This window comes from Quyinboa sediminis, assembly GCF_042219855.1.
Taxonomy (GTDB): Bacteria; Bacteroidota; Bacteroidia; order Bacteroidales; family UBA5342; genus JBHJHP01.
Map to the genome: position 1 here is coordinate 351,003 of NZ_JBHJHP010000002.1, position 20,055 is coordinate 371,057.

Below are 20,055 nucleotides of genomic sequence, written 5' to 3' on the forward strand. Positions count from 1 at the left end.
ATATAACGGTGGAACACAAGAAGTGTTGCTAAAGATCACATTCCTGAAGCACACATGGCTTCCACTTCCTCTACGGTTATCGGAATACGTTCACCAAGCAGCTCACATCCGTTTTCTGTCACCAGAATATCATCTTCCAGCCGAATACCACCAAAATTGCGGTAGGAATTGATTTTATCGAAGATCAGAAACTCCGCGTTGGTTCCATTGGCCTGCCAGGCATCAATAAGATGTGGTATAAAATAACACCCGGGCTCATTGGTGATCACATAACCGGCTTCCAGTTTCTTTCCTAAACGCAGACTTTTTAAACCAAACTGCTGGCTGCGCGATATGGTTTCGTCATATCCTACCAGATCCTCTCCATAATCTTCCATATCATGCACATCCAGGCCCATATGATGGCCCAGTCCATGAGGGAAAAACAGTGCATGTGCACCTGCTGCCACAGCATCGTCCACATTGCCTTTCATTAATCCCAAATCCTTTAGTCCTGATGCAATTGTTTTAGCTGCAATCAGGTGACATTCCCTGTAATATACACCGGCCCTGGTCGCCTCTCTTGCAGCTTCATTAGCATTCAGCACAATCTGGTATATTTCCTTTTGCTTTTGAGTAAACTTACCACCAGCAGGTGTTGTACGTGTATGGTCTGTGGCATAGTTCAGAAATGAAGAACAACCGGCATCCACAACCATCAGGTCGCCCTGTTTCAGCTCATTCGGATGAACGTGATTATGGAGAATATGACCATTCTTCGTTAGAATTATGGGAAACGAAATTCCTGCAGCATCACTGGCAGCAATGCCCTCGATACGTCCTGCTATCTCACGTTCAAACAATCCCGGCTTAGCCATCTTCATGGCAGTTGTATGCATGGCATAGGCAGTTGGCATGGCACTCCTGATTTCCTCTATTTCGACTGCTTCCTTAATGGAACGCATTTTAATACATGCCTTCAGCAGCCTTTCTGAAACAAAAGTCTCCACTTTATTCGGATGAGCATTCAGCAACTCTCCCAGCCATATTTTACGATCAGCACGGTAAGGTGGTAATATATGAATGCGTTGTCCTTTTTTTAATGCGTTGGCAATCAGTTCCCCGAATGCTTTCATCGGCAGATGTTTGGCTCCAACTTTCTGCGCTTTTTCTGCCATGGTTTCCTGCGATCCCATCCACAGGATCATTGTAGACGTGAATTCATCGGCAAAGAAGATATCCTCATTATTGTCCACATCTATTGCGGCAGCAAGACCGGCCTGATCATGCCCAAAGAAATACAGAAAAGTGCTGTCCTGCCTGAATCTGTAGGTGTTATCCTCGTAATTCATTGGCATTTCGTTGTTCCCTGGAAGCAGAATTAACCCGCTACCCATCATTTTTTTCAATTGATCTCTCCGATTGACATACACACTTTTCTGAAACATAACTTTATTTTTTTAGCATTTTAAACATATTCAACTCTTGTTCGGTAAGGAAACGCCATTTACCCCGTGGCAGGTTTTTCTTTGTCAGTCCGGCAAAATATACCCTGTCAAGTTTAACCACATCGTAACCGAGGTGTTCAAACATACGCCTCACGACCCGGTTTCTTCCGGAATGGATTTCAATTCCAATCTGCGATTTATCCTCGGGATGGGCATAACTCACCACATCGGCAGCGATAAAACCATCTTCAAGTTCAAACCCGTCGGCGAGCTTTTGCAAATCATTTTTGGTCACATCCTTATTTAAAAACACATGATAAATCTTTTTGTGGTTAAATTTAGGATGTGTCAGACGTGCTGATAAATCTCCGTCGTTAGTCAGTAACAACACACCGGTTGTGTTTCTGTCCAGCCGTCCAACCGGGTAAACACGCTCTTCACAGGCATTTTTAATCAGGTCGAAAACCGTTTTCCTGGCATTCGGATCCTTTAGTGTTGTAACTGTATCTTTGGGTTTATTCAGTAATATATATACTTTCTTTTCCGGCTTGATCCGGGTTCCGTCTACCCGAACCTCGTCGGACGGATTGACCCTTACTCCCAGTTCTGTCACCAACTTTCCATTGACTTTTACCAGCCCCTGCTCAATCAGTTTATCGGCTTCACGACGAGAACAGATTCCTGCACGTGCAATATATTGATTTAATCTCAAATCTGACCTGGAAGTTTTTTTGGCAGAACGACTTCTGAATCCACCTTCTCCGGCATCTCTGCGGGGTTTATCGAATCCTCCTTTTCTTTTATACTCCCTTCCGGGAGCTCCTTCATCTCCGTCTTTCTTCCTGTAATCCCTTTTAGGAGCACCACCCTTACCTTCACTGCGCTGAAAATCCTTTTTAGGTGATCCGGCTTGTCCTTCTTTTTTTCTGAAGTCCTTTTTAGGAGAACCATCCCGGCCCCCTTTTCTGCCTCTGTCTGAATAATTTTGTTTCATGGTGCAAAGGTGATAAAAAAACAGCAATAAAAACAGGTACATAAATCAGGTTGAGATATTAAAAAATTATAATACATGAGTTTCCGATATTGTAATTAAAGTGCTCAGTTATCAAACCTTAAAAATTAAAACACGAATCTTTAGATTCATAAAATTTACTTAATTTTGAAATGAAGATTAAAAACAAAAAATATGGATTTGACGACTCAAATAAAAAACAACTTAATTTCGAGGATAAAGGATTCGAATGATATAAATTTTTTGAAAGCTCTTCAAACAATATTTGATTCATCGGAACAATCATTATACCAATTAACTGCTGAACAACAAGACTCTATTACTGAAGGTAGAGAGCAAATTAAAAACGGTGATTTTATTGAAAATGACCAATTAATGACTGAAATGAAAGAATGGCTGTCAAAAAAATAATTTGGTCAACACGTGCAAGCATAGAACTTAAAAAGATTCTTGAATTCTACAACCTCAGGAACAAAAGTATCCGTTACAGCCTAAAACTTCTTAATGAAATTGATGATTTAACAAAGAGTATTGCAAAAAACGAATTAATTGGAAGGCTTACTTCCAATAAACATACACGTGTTATTCCACTAAAAGTTTTTTTAGTTTTTTATGAGACAGATCCTGAAACAATTAAAATTGTTTCATTCTGGGACAACAGACAAAATAAGAGAAAAAGACTAAAAATATAAATTGCGCTTGCTTGTTTTACTGATTTGAAATTCATAGACATAAAGACAAATACGGATATTCGCGCTTAATAAATTAGAATTGTGATAAAAGTAGAATCCATAACAAAAACTTACGGCAAACAGAAAGCACTTGATAATGTATCATTCTTTATCGGGAGAGGTGAAATTGTTGGTTTTCTCGGTCCCAATGGTGCCGGAAAGTCCACGATGATGAAAATACTGACCGGATACATTCAAATGGATTCCGGGAAGGCTGAAATATCAGGGGTCGAGGTAAAAAAGGATGACATTGCTTCGCGGTTTAAGATTGGATACCTCCCTGAAAATAATCCGCTTTACACAGATATGTATGTGAGGGAATACCTGCGCTTTGTCGCCGGTTTCTATCCGGTTGATCATATAAATGCAAGGATAGAAGAACTGATTGAAATTACAGGTCTGGCTCCTGAAAGCCATAAAAAAATAGGGGCTTTGTCTAAGGGTTACCGTCAGCGTGTTGGCATCGCGCAGGCACTTATTCCTGATCCGGAGGTACTTATTCTGGATGAACCAACCACTGGTCTTGATCCGAACCAGATTGTTGAAGTCAGAGATCTGATAAAGAATCTGGGGAAAGAAAAAACCGTAATGCTTTCCACCCACATAATGCAGGAAGTACAGGCTATTTGCGAACGGGCGATCATCATCAACAAAGGAAAAATTGTAGCGGATGCTCCGGTAAGTAAGTTGAGTCAGCAATTGAACAAAAGTTTCAACATCAGGGTAGAATTTGAAGTTGCCATTGATGAGGCAAAACTTGGGTCATTGGGTTCTGTTCTTGATATTGAAACGTCCGGATCTGTATATAACATTAAAGCCAGCAACGATATCCGAAAAGAAATATCGAGACTGGCTGCCGGCAATGACTGGCTAATTCTGTCTATGTCGCTTGAGCAGTCTTCCCTGGAAGATATCTTCAGAGAACTGACAAAATAAAACGCGGATTACTTATCCAGGCGCACCAGGTTTGCTTCCAGAGATACTTTAACGTCTTTACTTATGGCTTTTGAAACCGGACAATTATCCTTGGCTTCGTTGGCATATTTTAAAAACATCTCCAATGCCAGCTCGGGTACATTACCCATTGTTGTCAAAACAATTTCCTTAATTGCAAATCCGTCACCCTCCTCCATAAGATTTACAGAGGCTGTTGTTTCTATATTTTCTACATTATAACCGTGTGACGAGAGAATATTACTCAATGCCATGGAAAAACATCCCGCATGAGCAGCACCAATCAATTCCTCCGGTGTAGTTCCTGAACCACCCTGAAACCTTGATTTAAATGAATATGGTGATATGTGTCCTGATGATTCCAACCGGATCAATCCGCTACCCTTTTTCAAATCTCCTTCCCACTGTGCAAAACCTTTACTTATCATTTCTTTGTTTTTTAGGTTAAAAATCAATTTACTCTTAATTATTAAACAAGAAAAGAGCAGATAGCTTTCAGGGTATTAACAGTTATTTCATTTGTTTAACAGCTCTTATTCAATTAATTGAATTGATTGTTCTAACTTGATACTTTAAAGCAGAGGAGTGCAGGTAATCCATATTAGTAATGATTTTTACTATCCGGATCAACATTTCTCCTTAGTGAGAAGAGAAATTGATTAACAAACTTAAAATAAAAATATTATGCTACCACTTTATGAGCAAAATTGTATTCATCGGGCAGATTTACTGGAAGACACTAAAGTAAAGGAATTTTACTCTATGCTTCCTCCGGGGTGGGTAATCGAAGACAACTCAAAACTTGTAAAAACATATCCGTTCACGGAGTATAGCCGTTCCGTTGTTTTTGTGGATAAAATTGCAGAAATAGCTCAGCTGCAGAATCATCATCCGGATATACTTCTGGGCTTTAAAAAGGTAACTGTAACTTTAACCACACACAGTGCATCGGGTCTTACCGCAAACGATTTTATTATGGCTGCCAGAATTGACAAGATCTAAGCGTGTTATTTTGAGATCGACCAATATTTTGTGACAAAAATTGTAACAAAACTGATTTTTGTACGTACTATCTGTACAATCCCACGATAATTAATTGGTTTATCATGAAAACATCTTTAGCTATTATTTTTGTTGTGGCAATCTTTTTAGTTGGCAATTTTGTTTCCAACGATAAAGAAGTGAGTCATCAGGTTGATGAATCGTTTAATAACATTGAAGCTGTTGAAGTAAACGGTTCTTTCATGAATGTAGAGGTGGAAAGTCACGAAGCTAACAACGTGCATCTATGGGGTGAACTGACCACCAAAAAGGCCGGTGACAATTCAAAGATCCTTTATGAGGTGAACGATGGGACCTTATCGGTTTGGATTGAAAAGGACGACAAAATCTTCAATAACCTTTCCGGCCACCTGAAACTTGAAGTTCCTAAGTATATTCGTGTAAAGGTTAATAACTCATCAGGAAGCATTACTGCAAGAAACTTAAAAAACGACAAACTGGGATTAACCTCCAGTTCAGGAAGTATTCATGCCGAGGGTCTGCAGGGCAAAATGCATGTTTCAGCAAGTTCCGGCAGCATTTCACTTTCAGGAATTGAAGGTGAACTTGATGTTACAACCAGTTCCGGGAGTATTAAACTATACGATGCTGAAGGTGATATCTCTGCCAGGTCATCCAGCGGAAGCCAGGTATTTGAAAATATTGAAGGAAAGATCAGAACCAACGCTTCGTCTGGTTCTTTGCGTTTTAATGACATTGAAGGAATGATAAGTGCCGTGACCAGCTCGGGTAGCATCCGGGTATCGGAATTTGAAGGCGGGCTGAACCTGACATCCTCCAGTGGCAGCCAGTCCGGACAAAATGTTGAACTGAAGTCAGATTCAGAATTTCATTCCGTTTCGGGCAGCATTACTATGAACCTGAAAAACAGTGCTGATGATTTTACGTTCGACCTGAAAGCCACATCGGGAAGCCTGAAAGCCTTTGAAAGCAGTGGCAGCAAAACGCTCAAAACCGGTAACGGCGATATTAAGATCCGCGGTTCAAGCTCTTCTGGATCGCAGCGGTATAATTAAGATGCTTCTTTATTACTGATCACAACAGTTCGTGAATCTGCTTTTCCAAATCTTTTAATTCAGAAGGCCGTTTGGCATCGTTTGAAATGATATTCCCGTTTTCATCGATTAACAAATATCGCGGAATCCAATAACTTCCCAGAATATGCTCCAGGTCTGCTTTTAATTCTTTATTTGCCCTGATGTGATAACCGGTCAGATTATAGTATTTAATCATATCCTTCCACTTTTGCTCTTTATTGTCCCCGGTTAAGGATATATACAACATTTCAATTTTTTTTGACTTTAACAGGTCATTAAGATCTTTCTTAAATTCAAAATCATCTTTACAGGGACTACAGGAAGTTGACCAAATATCAACATATACCTTTTTACCTTTAAATGGAAGCAGAATTTGAGATAATGAATTTAATTTTTCATAGTTATTTAGAAATATTATAGAATCATCCGGCTTCTTTTCTGCGACCTGATAAAATTCTCTAATTTTTTCAATCTCGGGAGTTAAAAATCTTGTGTAATTACTTTCCGGGAAATCGGCTTTAAAATTTTCAAAAAGATCAATCAACTCTTTTTCAAATTTTTTTAGTTTGGCAGCCGTAATTATATATGAGGCGGTATAAAATTCAAGAACTTTGTCATTTAAATAATTTTTGGCAACCCCCATTAGATACGTGTGTATTTTGTCTTCCTCTCGTGCTGTTTTTCTTGAATCCCAGTTATAATCCTTTTGTGTATATTCTTTATATAATAAGTAATTCTCTATAAAATAATAAGCCCATTTTGACTTTAAAAAGCTTTCCGTATTTAAAGGAATACCTGTTATTGCTTTGCCCCAAACCTGAGTAATAGAATCAGCATTTGCTTCAAGGTCCCGTCTTTTAATCCTAACAAATTTTAGTGTTGCAACATATCCAAGAACTGAATTATAAAATATGGCCCTGTCCAGTTTTATTAAATCCAATGTCTCCTTTGAAATTTCATCATTATTCAAAAGCTTTTCAAAAACTTCTATATCCTGTTTCAGTTTTAAACCTATATTATGATATGCCATTTCAATTGGAAGGCTTAGAAAATTCATAGCTTCCACTTGAGGATGCAAGGGACTCACTAAATTTTGATACGCTTCCTGAACTTTCCTGCTTTTGCATGTATATTCATATCTATTTGAATAACCTTTTGACTCAATATCAATACCATAATTTTCATTGGGTTCAAGTATAAATTGTCCCCTGCCTTCCTTTAAGAACAACGTTGTAAAACAGGGGGATTTTGTGTCATTTTCTATTTTAAAATTCCCACTGCTATCAACATTTGTTACAGTATTAAAAAACTCATAACAAACCCCGTTGACTGGAACAGAATACCTTACTTCATTCGGAATATATCCCACAAAATGTCCTTTTATTTCAGATTTTTTATACGAGTCCTGACATGCAACAAAGACCACGCATGACAATAAAAGAATAGCAAAACCTTTCATAGCATCTCCTTTTGATCCAAAATAATTATAACATTTTTTTTAATTCAACAACTTCTCAATCTCTTTAATTAACCCTCTTTTTCACTCGTCCAGAAGCTTTTGTATTTCGGCATATAATATCTCCTTTTTTGAAGGTCTTGGAGCATCAAAATTAATAATATCCCCATCTTTATTCACCAGAAGATAAGTTGGTATTCCATACAATCTGTTTTCACTGTAATGATTTTTATATAACTGCCAGAAACCATCCTTATAACATTCATTCGAAATCAGGATATTTACGCCTTTCAATTGATGTTTAAAAACGAGTTCTTCCCAAAGTTTTTCATTGGTTTTGTCTCTGGTTTTACCATACCTGGAACACATATATAAATATACAACCGAATCATCCTTAAACCGTTGCTTTAAATCGTCCAGATATTGAAACTCATCCAGACAGGGGCCACACTTTGTTCCCCAAATATCAACATATACCACCTTATTCTTAAAGACTCCCAAATCAAGGATCTTATCAATATCTCCATATTGACTAAGTGTATCATTAATCATTATAAACTCACCTTTCCTGTCTTGAGAAAAGGCATTTAGAGAAAACAGGATGAACAGGATAATTATTCCAGATTTCATGATTTCTTATATTTTAATCTAATTGAACTACTTTTTAAATCAGCTTCTCAATGATTTTCGTATGGTAATTTTCTGTTATTCCATTTTTTGGAATAAAACCGTGATATGGATAATTCAGTTACATTTCTGTTATTTAATTATTTAACTCACCTGCAACCATTACCAATTTCTTCAACTCCTCTTTATTAACAGAAGATGGTCTTACATTAAAGCCTGGAATGTATTTACCTTTAGGATCGATAAAAGCATAAGTTGGATAACCACTTGCTGAAAATAAATTTAATAGATCCTGAACAATTCCGGCATCTAAAAAAATATGTGTCCCACTTAGTTGGTATTCTGCAATTTTTGATTTCCATTTCTCAATATTTGAACTTCTTGTTGTGCAGATATAAATAAATTCAACCGGCATGTCCTTCATTTCATTATGCAGTTGTGTACTTAACGGCATTTCTCTGATACAAGGATCACACCAGGTAGCCCAGATATCAATAATTAATGATTTGCCTTTAAACTTAGCTGATATATTTTGTAATAGCTGATCTGCCTTAATCTTATCTGTAGAGTATAAATCGGCTCCCCATGGAAAGGTTTTAATTGGAGTTCCAATCGTCGCATCCGATTCTAATTCCTTTCCTTTATTTAAATAATCATTAATTTTTTCAACATTAGCTACAGTCATGTCATAATCCTTCTGTACAACATTTTTACACCATTCTGTTTGCATGTTTTGCAAAAGAAACTCAAGCAAAACCTTATGCTGCTTTGGATCTTTACTGCTAATACGTAGTTTTAGCAAATCTGACTTTGGTTTACTATATAAGCTATCATACAAAAAGGCTCTATTTACCTCACGTGATATTTCCATTGTATCTCCTAAAAATTTCAATGCTTTACGTACTAAAGTTCCATAAGGTAGCCAATCAGGATTATCCAACTGATCGTTTTTTGTTTTTAATTCAATCGCAGAATCAATTAATAACTTCTGATCAGGCGTGAGCTTAGAATACTTTTCAAAACCCGTGAAATCAACTCTGTGAGGAAATGAAGTAATATACAACCCTAAGTTATTATAAAAACTCATGCCGTTATTTGACATTAAACATGGCCTATGCTGGTTTAGTTGTTTCCATACTTCTTCATCTATTTTTTGACCCCGTGACTGTCTTAAAACACCTTTATAATACTCTGATTGGCGTTCATTTTTTACGAGCCATGCATATTCCGATGGATTTTCTTTAATATAATTATCATCAATAGCTTCCAGCTCTAAGAAAACACTGTCATAGCCACTCTCAAGATTTTTTTTTCGTAATTTACTTTGGACGTTAAGTTGTTGCCTTCTTTGGTAAATCACATGGTTGTTCATATAGCTTGTTAGTTCTCCGTCAGATCCCAAGAACCGAACACCTTCTCCATTAAATCGTACCATTCCCTTTTCTTTAATAAGCCTCACGTCAAGTTCAATATATAAATCCGTATTTACATACAAACTGGCATAAATTAATGGATCAATCCTGAACCAGACCTGCTGATTTGGAAACGCGTAATCCAACTCCAGTTCAAAAGTTCCGTCAGGATTTAGCTGACTTGTTTTAGCCGTTTGTAATTCGTAAAAAGGAGTTACTATGGAATAATTAATCGTCCAGTCTTTGAGTTCTTCAGGACCTGCATTTAATACTTTCCCTTTTACAACAGGAACATCTTTATTAAAAAAATATGCATTAAATGCCTCTTCTTCAAACGACAGTGCATGTTCCGGTATTTGTCCGTTAATTATATGCGAAACAAACAGCAGCATTAAAAACAGCGTTTTAGTTTTCATGAAATAATATTAATTTATTCATCAGGTTGTTTCCATTTCGAAATGTCACTAAATCCGGTTTATTCCCTTACCCAGATCTCATCCACCAATGAAGGCTGTGTTAGCAACCTGGCCTCATCTTCCTTAACAGACATGTAAGGCCTGATATAGAGTCCATAGAAATGCAATGTATCCCCTTCAATTTTTATGGTATATAAATTTGAGAAGCGACTTAAATGTCCATTATTATCCTGGTGAACAGTAACCAAAAGAGAATCACTAATTACAGCATAATTGCCTTGATTATACCTCCAGATGTTATCACCTGATATGGCAATCGATTCAAATTTGCCGTGTTTCATGGTTACTTTACGTAAATCGTAATTTCTGGGACTATTTTGGTCGGTAACCACCCAGGTACCTTTTATCTCCTTTTCCAGGGCCAGTCTGCCTGTACTGCATGATACAAGGATTACAAGCAAGCAATAAAAGCTAATTTTTTTCATGAGATTTGATTTAATATTATACTTTTATTAATTCCTATTTGAATGCAAAATTTTTATTGTTTTTTCGTTTAAAGTTCTGACTTATTTCCGCCCAGTTATGCTTACGGATCCATACTTCATCTAAAAATTCTGACTTATAATTGTTATTCCCATAGGATTTTAAGTAATAACCATAAAACCTTAAGGTGTCATTCTTAATTTTGTAATTGTACAAATTGGCAGAATTGCCAAGGTTTCCTCCCATATTGAAATGTCGTGTTGTAAACGTATGATCTTTATTTAAAAAATATTTACCTGAATTATATAGAGATCCATCTCTGTTGAAACTTATAAAATTTGAATCATCATCAAATTTCAGGTACCTTGTTGAACCGGTTTCAATAAAATAATCACCATAATAGTTCCCTGCAAATTCCCAGTATCCTTCAATTTCAGATCTTCCATCAGTCTTATGAGACCTAAAGGGCTTTGATGCAATCAATATTGCAACAGTTATAAGCAAAACAGAAGTACGAACAACAACACGATCAGTTTTAATCAGACCATTCTTTTTGTCTGGTTTTGCATTATTAATAATCGTAATTCTGTTTTCAGTCAATAAATTTTCATCCAGATCAAGAGCACTAAGAATTATACGTATTGTATAAGGCCTTGGATTTACCTTTCCTGATTCTATGCGCTGGAGCGTTCTCACACTTATATCGCATCTTTCAACCAACTCCTCCTGAGTAAGTCCGCTTGTTTTACGTAATTCTGTAATCCTCTCACCAAGTTCGGGTTGCTTCAACATTAGGATTTTCTTTTAAAGTTAATAAGTTGATCCTTAAGATCATAAAAAAACATAATGAAAAAACCCGACATTTACCCGACAATTTCATACACGCCTCATTATGTGTCAATTAAAACATTTTAGCCGTTGCAGAATTATTCCCGTATATTTGTATCACATCACATTTAAAATACACCTAATGATTGCAACACTTGTCCATATCTGGGTAAAAAAAGAATACTTAAGTGCATTTATGAAAGCCTCCGAAGCAAATCATCTTGCTTCTGTTAAAGAAAAAGGAAACTTGCGCTTTGATATCCTGCAGGACAAAGCCGATCCGCTTAAATTTACATTTTACGAAGCCTATATTTCGGAAGAAGCTGCAGCAGCTCACAAAGAAACTGCACATTATAAAACATGGCGTGATACCGTGGCTGACTGGATGGCAAAACCCCGCGAAGGCGTTAAACACACAATTTTATTTCCTGAAAATGGGGGAGACTTATGATTGATTCTTTTGTATTTGCCAAACTTCCCAAAATATTATTCGGCCCGGGAAAGCTTGCCGAACTTGAAAAAGTGACTGCACCATTCGGCTCGCACATTCTTTTTATTACAGGTGGAAACTCCTTCAAAAAATCGATGCAGTTTGCTGAATATATTGAGCCTGTTTTAATACAGCACAGAGGATACCTGGAATCCATTTCAGGAGAACCATCACCGGCGATGATAGACGCGATTACAGAGGCTTATGCCGACAAAGACATTAATGTTGTTGTTGCTATCGGTGGTGGAAGTGTGATGGATGCAGGAAAAGCAATTTCAGCCATGCTTGCGGTCAGCGGAAATATAACTGATTATCTCGAAGGTGTGGGACATCTGAAACCCAACGGGAAAAAAATACCATTCGTTGCCGTTCCAACCACCTCGGGTACCGGAAGTGAGACGACTAAGAATGCTGTAATTTCTCAGATTGGAAAAGATGGCTTTAAAAAGTCGCTGCGCCACGATAACTATGTTCCAGATGTAGCCATTATTGATCCTGAACTTATCCTGAGCTGTCCACCATACGTAACCGCTGCCAGTGGAATGGATGCCTTTACCCAACTTTTAGAAGCCTATCTGTCGCCAACGTGCGATGAAATGACATCGTCACTTGTGATTTCCGGCTTAAAGGCCATTAAGCGCTCTCTTATTGCTGCATTTACGAATGGTGAAAATCTGAAAGCCAGAGCCGATATGGCTTATGCGGCTATGATCTCTGGTATTGCTTTGGCCAATGCAGGATTGGGCACCATTCACGGTTTTGCATCTCCTATAGGCGCTTATTTTGACATTCCTCACGGTGTGGTTTGCGGAACTTTAATGGCAGCCAATAATAAATATACGGTTCAAAAATTACGCGAATCCGGTGGCAGTGAAGCTTTTTTGAAATACAAAACAGTTGCCGATATTTTTATAGATGCTGATGTCCCTGCAGATAAAAAGATTGACCTGTTTATAGAACAGCTTTACGCCATAACAGAGCAGTTGCGAATTCCATCGCTCGGTGAATTTGGAATCACAACCAATGACATTGAAAAAATTGTGGCCGGATCCGGAAATAAAAACAATCCGGTGAAATTTGATGCAGAAACGATGGCAGCCATTTTAAGAGAACGCCTATAAGTTAAACTGCCCTTTCCGGCGCATTTTTGTACGGTTTACTAACCCAATGCGACATTTTCGCAAGCTCAAACTCTGCATTGGGCTAAATTAATCTGCCACTTCGTGGCGCATATTAATGAAATAGTTTTTATAAAAGATTTTTATTATTCAAAAATTAGAATTGTAGATTTATTTCAGGTAATCGGGCTGAAGGCCCAACTTATTTCATCCCAAAGCAAACAGAGTGGCGCTTTGGGTCAGAATAATCAGGATGACAATGCGTCCTGAAAGGGCAGGTTAAGCAAGGTTCTCACGTTTAACGCAACAATTCATCCAGTTTAGTATAAAACTCCGGAGTCTCACCTAAAAAACGGGCCACTATTCTTTTATTCTTATCAAGGATAATTTTTGAAGGATAACCTCTTACGCCATAAAGGATTGAAACGTTGTGTTCAATGTCACTTTTATTTATAAGCTGGATCCATTCAAGACCATTTTCTTCAACAGATCTCCTCCATGCATCTTCTTTATCATGACAAGCAATGCCAACTATTTCCAGTTTGTTTTTGTATTTCCTGTAATATTCTTTCATTTCAGGGAATCCCTTAATGCACCATCCACACCAACTACCCCAGAAATCAAGAACAATATACTTGTCTTTAATTGAGTCCAGTGAAAAATCAGAACCAGACAACGACGTTAAAACAAATTCAGGAGCTAAGGTTCCGGATGATACCTTCTTTTCATTTTCCACCGTTAAATTAAACCTCAGGATATGCTGATAATGGTAATCCAGCATATTTTTGAAAGTTCCTTCACGAATATCTGGAGTGAGTTTCGGATAATACTTTTCAATGGTATCATAACCCTGTGAAACCAGATAATATGCGGATAATTCTTTATCCGGATTATTTTTCACATAATCTAATCTGTCAATTTCAAGAATACTGTCCATCTTGTCAATTTCGCTTATCAGGCTATCACTGACGTGCTTTTTAGCAGTATCTAAGCGTATGAAATTAAATTCCTGAAGAATTTTAGATAATTTTATTATAGTATCTTTCTGATTAAACCTGATTTGGCCGTAAATCTCATTATATTCAGATCCGAATGCCTCATAATCCAGATAATTCGCTTCCAGGTTTCCTTTAACCTTAATGTTATCATTAGGTTTAATTAGCAATACTACTTCTTTTTGAGGTACTGAAAACAAAGATCCATCCGGTAGTTTAAACCTTCCTTTAGCAGGACTAAATTCTACCAAAACTGGTTCAGTAATTTTACTATCAAAGTAAAAAACATTCTGTTTAGAATAAACTGTATCTATTGTCCACTCCGAGCTGTAATATTGTGATATTGGAACATATCTGACAAAAACTGTGTCATCTCCTAATCCACTAATATTCAGTACGACATTATGCTTCTCGTTGCATGAATGCCAACTTAAAATAAAGACAGAAAACAGGACAAGGGTAAAAGTATGCTTCATATATTTATAATTAAACAGAGTAAAATGAAGTGCCAATTTATAAAAAAAACTCATCCGTTGCTCTGAGTCCAACGAATGAGTCTTATTCTACGTACCTGATATTAATCTGTTTTCTTTTAACTCAAGAGAAAATTTATTGGTAACATATAGCTGACACGAACCGGCTTACCTCTCTGAACGCCCGGTTTCCAATTTGGCATAGCTTTAACCACTCTTACAGCTTCCTTATCGAGCAGTGGATCAATACTTCGAACAACCTTGATATTATCAATGGAACCATCCTTTTCCACAATAAAATTGACATAAACTTTCCCCTGAATTTTCTTTTCCTGGGCAGCCGTAGGATATTTAATCGTTTCAGCAAGATATTTATGCATTGCTGCATCTCCTCCAGGGAATTCCGGCATTTGCTCCACAATCTGGAATACAACATCCTGATCTACAGCCTTATCGTCAACGTCAACGAATTCAACTTCTCTTTTATCTGATTCTTTCTTTGAATTAACAACCACTTTAATTGGTTCTTCTTCCTCCAATTCAACATCAAATTCAACACCAGGTTTTGAACCATAACCGTCTAAAGCAAAATTGATTGGCAAGGTATAAACTACATTTACTTTTTCACCACGTTGTGTTCCGGGTATCCAGTCCGGCATGCTCTCAACAACGCGGACGGCTTCTTTATCCAGTGAAGGATCAACACCGCGTTTTACACGCACATCTGTAATTTTTCCCTTCTTGTCTACAATAAAATCAACATAAACGCTTCCCTGAATGCCATTTTTCGTTGCAATATCAGGATAGTGTATGTTTTTCTGCAGGTATTTGATCATGGCCGCATTTCCTCCCGGGAACTGTGGCATCTTTTCAACCACCCGGAAAACATCAGGATTATCCTTTGCCGTTACAACTACTTCGTTCTTTTCATGAACTTCCTCTGCAGTTGCTAGTGCTACTCCTGCCGAGTTTCCCCCGACAACAGGTTTCAGGTCAATCTTAACGGTCTTTAATCCAACGAATGAAAACACCAAATACTGGTTTTGATTTGAAACAAAGTCATTTTTGCTAATTCTAATACTAAAATTACCCTGAGCATTTGAAATTGTACCCTTGCTTATTCTATGATTCGGGTTTTGCAGTACGATAGATACTCCGGGCAAACCTTCCCCATTTTCATCAACTACCTTTCCGGATATGATATTATCATTCTGATCAGCCTCCTGCGTATAGCTTACCTTCATTTCTCCTTCAACCACATTTGCACCATCTGTCACTTCCTTTTTCCCTTCTCCCAATGCAAAGTTTATCGGCAGATTATACGCCACATTTACAGCTTTTCCTCTTTGTTCACCGGGAGTCCAGTCCGGCATGCTTTTCACTACGCGTAATGCTTCTGCATCCAGTTCAGGGTCAACACCACGAATAATTTTAACATTACTGACTTCTCCCTTTCTATTAATGATAAAATTCACATATACACGCCCCTGAATGCCATTTTTTCTTGCTTCCGGCGGATAGTTTATATTTTTTGACAGAAACTCCATCATGGCCTTCGCCCCACCCGGATATTCCGGCATCTTTTCAACAACCTGAAATACCGGCTGTTTATCATCCTGTTGAAGTGTAGTTGTTACCGGGGTATCTGTAATGCTGTTATCATTATCACTCATCAGTGGTGCTACAAGATCATTAACGCTCAATTCAGAAGCAGCCACAAAAAATATTCCGGAGAAAAGCATCAGGCTCAACAGAGCACTAACCAATACGCCTTTCTTATTCACTTTTGTTTTCATCATTTTAAATCGTTTTTTCGTTAAGGAATAACTGAAACCGGTCCCCAGATCGAATTTGGTTCCCATTACCTGGTACAGCAACGATCGTTGATAATCCGCTACCGAAACGCCGCCTTTAAGGACAGCCCGATCGGCTATAAATTCATGATTTTCAACAATGGCTTTGCGTAGCAACCAGACAAATGGGTTAAACCATTGAACCAGCAATACCAATTCCAGCAGAATAAGGTCGAATGTGTGTTTTTGTTTAACATGAATGGATTCGTGCTGTAGTATGCTTTCTACATCATCGTTCTGCATAAAGCTTTTTGGCACAAATACCGTATTCAGAAAAGAGAATGGCTGGAATATCTTCTCGCTCTGGATCAGATTAATTCCCTGCACTTTTTGTCTTATGGTTTTCCGTTGCAGAAGACCTATTTTAGACATGGCAAAGATTAACCGGATCACCAGCAAGGCTAAACCAACTAAATATAACCAGTGAAGACCTGAATGTTGCTGAACTGCAGGAACAACATTCTGCTTCATTATGGTTCCATAAATATTAACCATATCGAGCATAAAACCAAAATATACCGGTTCGTTTACTGTGGCCATTCCCGGACGCATCAGGGTGATATGAAACAAAGGCAGAACCGAAGTAAATACCAGGGCTACCAGAAGAAACCACCGGCTAAAACCCGGAATATTCCTGTTGCGTAAGAACCCATAGTAAAACAGGGTCAGGATTCCAAGGCTCAAAGCCGATTCAACGATATAATTAATTACGATATTCATACTCTGTTTTTTAAACGTATCAGGTATCAAGAATCAGGTATCATGACTAGTTCAGATTAACCTAAAAGCACCGCACACAAGGTTCTCGCTGAATAACGCAGAAAACTTCGCTGATTTCCACAGAAAAATCATCTTGCGTCTTGTGTCTTGCGTCTTGATTCTTGTATCTTTACTCCAAATCCTTTTTTATCTCTTCCATCATTTTTTCAAATGTTTCCAGATCCATCTTATCAGTTCTGGCAAAAAACGAGACCATTTCTTTAAATGAATTACCAAAGTAGTTCCCAATAAAGTTTTTCATAAACTTTTTGGTATAGACATCTTTTGAGATTAACGGAAAGTATTTGTATCCTCTGCCAAATGGCTCATGATCAACAAACCCCTTTTTCTCCAGTATCCGCACTATAGTTGAAACCGTGTTATAAGCCGGTTTCGGTTCCGGCAAATCTTCCAGCACATCCGCAACTGTTATTTTTCCCTTATCCCATATGACCTGCATCACCTGATCCTCAGCCTTTGTTAGTTCCCTCATTTTTCAATTATTCAATAATTAATACTGTAATATGACACATTCAACTATATTATTAGTTCAAATATACAACTAAATAATTAGTTGCAAAACATTTCCAACTATTTTTTTAGTTTAATTATGTTTTTTTGCTGTAAATCATAAATCAGCTTATATTTATACTAAAAACGATGAATGACTTTATCCTGTATATCTGGCAGAGTTTTTATGTGACCGTATTTACATTTATCCTGGCCTTCGGTATTCCCCTTTTTCTTGCCTTCATTCAGAATTTTATATCCGGCACCAGCGAAAGGCTGAGCAATGACATTTTAGGAGGAACCATATATAAGGTTTTTGTATCCAGCATCGGTGTCCCTATACATGAAGCCGGACACGCCATTTTTGCACTAATTTTTGGACATAAAATAACAGAGATTAAGCTGTTTAAGAGGGATAGTTCCGATGGAAGACTTGGTTATGTGAATCATACCTACAATAAGAAAAACATATATCAGAATATAGGTAATTTTTTTATCGGAATAGGTCCGGTAATTTTCGGTACTCTCATTCTTTATATCCTTTCACGTATTCTGTTTTCCTATGACCTGAGTGAAAGATACAGCTCAGACCTTAAAATTTTTGACCAGGTGCGTTTGATTTTTAAGGGCGCCTTCGGTCTACTCGCAGGTGTATTCAGCTCCGGATCATTCTGGAAGTCCTTTATTTTTCTTTACCTGGTGTTCGCTATCGGGAATAACATTACTTTAAGTAAAGCTGATTTAAAAGGTACTTTCAGTGGCTTATGGATCCTTATTTTAGTATTATTCCTGATTAATTTTGCAACGTTATGGCTGACTAATTTCGCTTCGGAATTTATTCTTATTGTCGGCCGTCTGGCTTCCGGATTTTCGCTCATTCTGGGCATTTCCATTGTGTTAAACCTTGTTTTTCTGGGCTTGCTTATCGTCCTGAAACGCCTGTTCAACAGATAACCTAAGGCTTCGTCTCAAAAAACGTATACCCATCGTATGTTGGTTTAACAGCAATATTGGCTATTCTGGAAAAATCTTCCGATTTAAACTTGTGTTCTTCATCCACTGTTAAAACCGAAGGATTTGACTCCAGTACCATTCCCCTGTACAAGTTATTGATTTCGGGCGTTGTTGTTTTTATACCCGATGAGTAGGAGTACATGCATTGGTGATAAACAGGATTAATAACCTCAATATCATCCATCCCATTCATATCAAACACTGTTTTGACATGGAGGCCTTCAAGTAAAAATGTAAAATAACGACCGATTACGTCAATCGTCGCCGGATTAATAAATTTGTAGACTGTTATTTTTTTGGGCTCCCTTATAATGAATAAGTATGGCGTATAATTCTTACTGAAAACATCATAAACCAGATTCACCCGGTCTGTCCGGAGATTGCGGTCATTCAACCTGTTTTTATCTTCCTGGCTCAGGGGTTTTTCGTAGCTGCGTTTGCTCAGCATTCCTAAAAGTTCATAATCCAGATTACCCAGAAATTCAAGCCGCTGGTTTCCATGCCGGTTCAACATATCATAGGTACCACTCATTAATCTGGGTTTAAATTCAGGAAAATTACAGTGCAGAAACTGATAATCCTTATTAATCTTCTCCTTACCATTTCGCTTAATCTCAATTGTTTTTTGCACATTGACCCATGCAGAATAGGTCATTTTCGACTGGCTGTTAGCTGATCTGTTATGTGACAAATCAATGAAATAAGCAAACTCTTTAACTTCGTAGGCTAACTCATTAAGCATTGCCTTGGTATTCTGTAATATTGAACTGTAATTCGGATTAGGACTTGCAATTACCTTTGTATTAATGAAATAATACTCCCCTTTTCGTACCGGTTCACCTACATTAACCTGAAAGTTATAAGCAATGGGGAAGGGCTTTTGCGGGTCAACAGAAAGTATTTTTCTTGCCAGATTAAACTCATCTTCCTTCATTCGGTCCCAGGCCTGCAATTGCGCAAACATGCCCGAGGTCTGGTATGCCACCTGAACACCCTTAGCTTCCAGTTTTTCTATGAGTTGCTTTTGTGTGATTATCGCAGCCACTGTTACTTTGAAATCACCATCATCTTTTTCTTCTGAAAGTTTTTTATACGTTTTAATAAACCCTTTACTGTAAGATAAAACCTCATCCTTAACAATTTCATCATTTTCAATTTTTGTCTCGCTGGAAATTAATGCGCCAACGGCTTCTTCCACAGCATTACGCAAGGCATTTTCCAGGGCTTTATCAGATGTTTCTCCGTAAGCTGAAGTGATTATTTTTTTTTCGTCTTTGCCTGCCACTAAACGCTGACTCTCAATATCTTCTGTTTCCAGATCATTGGGAACCTTTAACTGTGCATTGGTAATCGCAGTAATTGTTAAGAATATGGCTAAAAGATACTTTTTCATAATAT

At 37.6% G+C, this 20,055-nt stretch carries 20 protein-coding genes; 8 read left to right on the top strand and 12 right to left on the bottom strand.

Annotated elements, in window-relative coordinates; translation table 11 throughout:
- Positions 1–35: 35 nt before the first annotated feature.
- Both ACE1EF_RS06635 and ACE1EF_RS06640 read right to left on the bottom strand, forming a co-directional pair.
- On the bottom strand, positions 36–1,427 hold the full coding sequence (locus ACE1EF_RS06635) for an aminopeptidase P family protein (RefSeq protein WP_375719847.1): 1,392 nt from the start codon (positions 1,425–1,427) through the stop codon (positions 36–38).
- A gap of 4 nt (positions 1,428–1,431) precedes the next feature.
- Positions 1,432–2,421, bottom strand: coding sequence for a pseudouridine synthase (locus tag ACE1EF_RS06640; protein ID WP_375719848.1), 990 nt, complete (start codon positions 2,419–2,421; stop codon positions 1,432–1,434).
- Between the two features lie 192 nt (positions 2,422–2,613).
- Here ACE1EF_RS06640 and ACE1EF_RS06645 point away from each other — a divergent pair, with 192 nt between their 5' ends.
- The 3 genes from ACE1EF_RS06645 to gldA all read left to right on the top strand — a co-directional run bounded on the left by ACE1EF_RS06645 (position 2,614) and on the right by gldA (position 4,106).
- Complete coding sequence (locus tag ACE1EF_RS06645; RefSeq protein ID WP_375719849.1) at positions 2,614–2,850, top strand: hypothetical protein; 237 nt, start codon at positions 2,614–2,616, stop codon at positions 2,848–2,850.
- Positions 2,832–3,131 carry a type II toxin-antitoxin system RelE/ParE family toxin gene (locus tag ACE1EF_RS06650; RefSeq protein WP_375719850.1) on the top strand — a complete coding sequence of 100 codons (300 nt, stop codon included), beginning with the start codon at positions 2,832–2,834 and terminating at the stop codon, positions 3,129–3,131. Before ACE1EF_RS06645 ends, ACE1EF_RS06650 begins: the two co-directional genes overlap by 19 nt.
- 81 nt (positions 3,132–3,212) lie before the next feature.
- Entirely contained in the window at positions 3,213–4,106 is an 894-nt protein-coding gene (gene gldA / locus ACE1EF_RS06655) for a gliding motility-associated ABC transporter ATP-binding subunit GldA (protein ID WP_375719851.1), read from the top strand.
- An 8-nt stretch (positions 4,107–4,114) separates the two neighbouring features.
- Here the strand turns inward: gldA and ACE1EF_RS06660 are convergent, their stop codons facing one another.
- Entirely contained in the window at positions 4,115–4,552 is a 438-nt protein-coding gene (locus ACE1EF_RS06660; protein ID WP_375719852.1) for an OsmC family peroxiredoxin, read from the bottom strand.
- Positions 4,553–4,808: 256 nt separating this feature from the next.
- Here ACE1EF_RS06660 and ACE1EF_RS06665 point away from each other — a divergent pair, with 256 nt between their 5' ends.
- Entirely contained in the window at positions 4,809–5,126 is a 318-nt protein-coding gene (locus ACE1EF_RS06665; protein WP_375719853.1) for a 4a-hydroxytetrahydrobiopterin dehydratase, read from the top strand.
- A gap of 104 nt (positions 5,127–5,230) precedes the next feature.
- Positions 5,231–6,202, top strand: coding sequence for a DUF4097 family beta strand repeat-containing protein (locus tag ACE1EF_RS06670; protein WP_375719854.1), 972 nt, complete (start codon positions 5,231–5,233; stop codon positions 6,200–6,202).
- A gap of 19 nt (positions 6,203–6,221) precedes the next feature.
- Here the strand turns inward: ACE1EF_RS06670 and ACE1EF_RS06675 are convergent, their stop codons facing one another.
- The 5 genes from ACE1EF_RS06675 to ACE1EF_RS06695 form a co-directional block, all read right to left on the bottom strand.
- Positions 6,222–7,682, bottom strand: coding sequence for a TlpA family protein disulfide reductase (locus ACE1EF_RS06675; RefSeq protein WP_375719855.1), 1,461 nt, complete (start codon positions 7,680–7,682; stop codon positions 6,222–6,224).
- A gap of 81 nt (positions 7,683–7,763) precedes the next feature.
- A complete protein-coding gene (locus ACE1EF_RS06680; protein ID WP_375719856.1) occupies positions 7,764–8,309 on the bottom strand; it encodes a TlpA family protein disulfide reductase in 546 nt (181 codons plus the stop codon).
- 133 nt (positions 8,310–8,442) lie between these two features.
- Positions 8,443–10,134, bottom strand: a complete 1,692-nt coding sequence (locus ACE1EF_RS06685; protein ID WP_375719857.1) for a redoxin family protein — start codon at positions 10,132–10,134, stop codon at positions 8,443–8,445.
- A 59-nt stretch (positions 10,135–10,193) separates the two neighbouring features.
- Positions 10,194–10,619 carry a hypothetical protein gene (locus ACE1EF_RS06690; RefSeq protein ID WP_375719858.1) on the bottom strand — a complete coding sequence of 142 codons (426 nt, stop codon included), beginning with the start codon at positions 10,617–10,619 and terminating at the stop codon, positions 10,194–10,196.
- A 34-nt stretch (positions 10,620–10,653) separates the two neighbouring features.
- A complete protein-coding gene (locus ACE1EF_RS06695) occupies positions 10,654–11,409 on the bottom strand; it encodes a helix-turn-helix domain-containing protein (RefSeq protein ID WP_375719859.1) in 756 nt (251 codons plus the stop codon).
- Between the two features lie 178 nt (positions 11,410–11,587).
- On the opposite strand from ACE1EF_RS06695, the gene ACE1EF_RS06700 reads away from it, so the two are divergent.
- Both ACE1EF_RS06700 and ACE1EF_RS06705 read left to right on the top strand, forming a co-directional pair.
- Positions 11,588–11,896 carry an antibiotic biosynthesis monooxygenase gene (locus tag ACE1EF_RS06700; RefSeq protein ID WP_375719860.1) on the top strand — a complete coding sequence of 103 codons (309 nt, stop codon included), beginning with the start codon at positions 11,588–11,590 and terminating at the stop codon, positions 11,894–11,896.
- Positions 11,893–13,056, top strand: coding sequence for an iron-containing alcohol dehydrogenase (locus ACE1EF_RS06705; RefSeq protein ID WP_375719861.1), 1,164 nt, complete (start codon positions 11,893–11,895; stop codon positions 13,054–13,056). The genes ACE1EF_RS06700 and ACE1EF_RS06705 overlap by 4 nt, the downstream gene beginning before the upstream one ends.
- 295 nt (positions 13,057–13,351) lie before the next feature.
- Here ACE1EF_RS06705 and ACE1EF_RS06710 read toward each other — a convergent pair whose 3' ends face one another.
- The 3 genes from ACE1EF_RS06710 to ACE1EF_RS06720 form a co-directional block, all read right to left on the bottom strand.
- Positions 13,352–14,524, bottom strand: a complete 1,173-nt coding sequence (locus ACE1EF_RS06710) for a TlpA family protein disulfide reductase (protein ID WP_375719862.1) — start codon at positions 14,522–14,524, stop codon at positions 13,352–13,354.
- A 116-nt stretch (positions 14,525–14,640) separates the two neighbouring features.
- Positions 14,641–17,094, bottom strand: a complete 2,454-nt coding sequence (locus tag ACE1EF_RS06715; protein ID WP_375719863.1) for a TonB family protein — start codon at positions 17,092–17,094, stop codon at positions 14,641–14,643.
- Between the two features lie 169 nt (positions 17,095–17,263).
- Complete coding sequence (locus ACE1EF_RS06720; RefSeq protein WP_375719864.1) at positions 17,264–17,626, bottom strand: BlaI/MecI/CopY family transcriptional regulator; 363 nt, start codon at positions 17,624–17,626, stop codon at positions 17,264–17,266.
- A 167-nt stretch (positions 17,627–17,793) separates the two neighbouring features.
- Between ACE1EF_RS06720 and ACE1EF_RS06725 the strand changes: the two genes are divergently transcribed.
- A complete protein-coding gene (locus ACE1EF_RS06725; RefSeq protein WP_375719865.1) occupies positions 17,794–18,597 on the top strand; it encodes a hypothetical protein in 804 nt (267 codons plus the stop codon).
- Position 18,598: 1 nt separating this feature from the next.
- Here the strand turns inward: ACE1EF_RS06725 and ACE1EF_RS06730 are convergent, their stop codons facing one another.
- On the bottom strand, positions 18,599–20,050 hold the full coding sequence (locus ACE1EF_RS06730) for a hypothetical protein (RefSeq protein WP_375719866.1): 1,452 nt from the start codon (positions 20,048–20,050) through the stop codon (positions 18,599–18,601).
- Between the last annotated feature and the right edge of the window lie 5 nt (positions 20,051–20,055).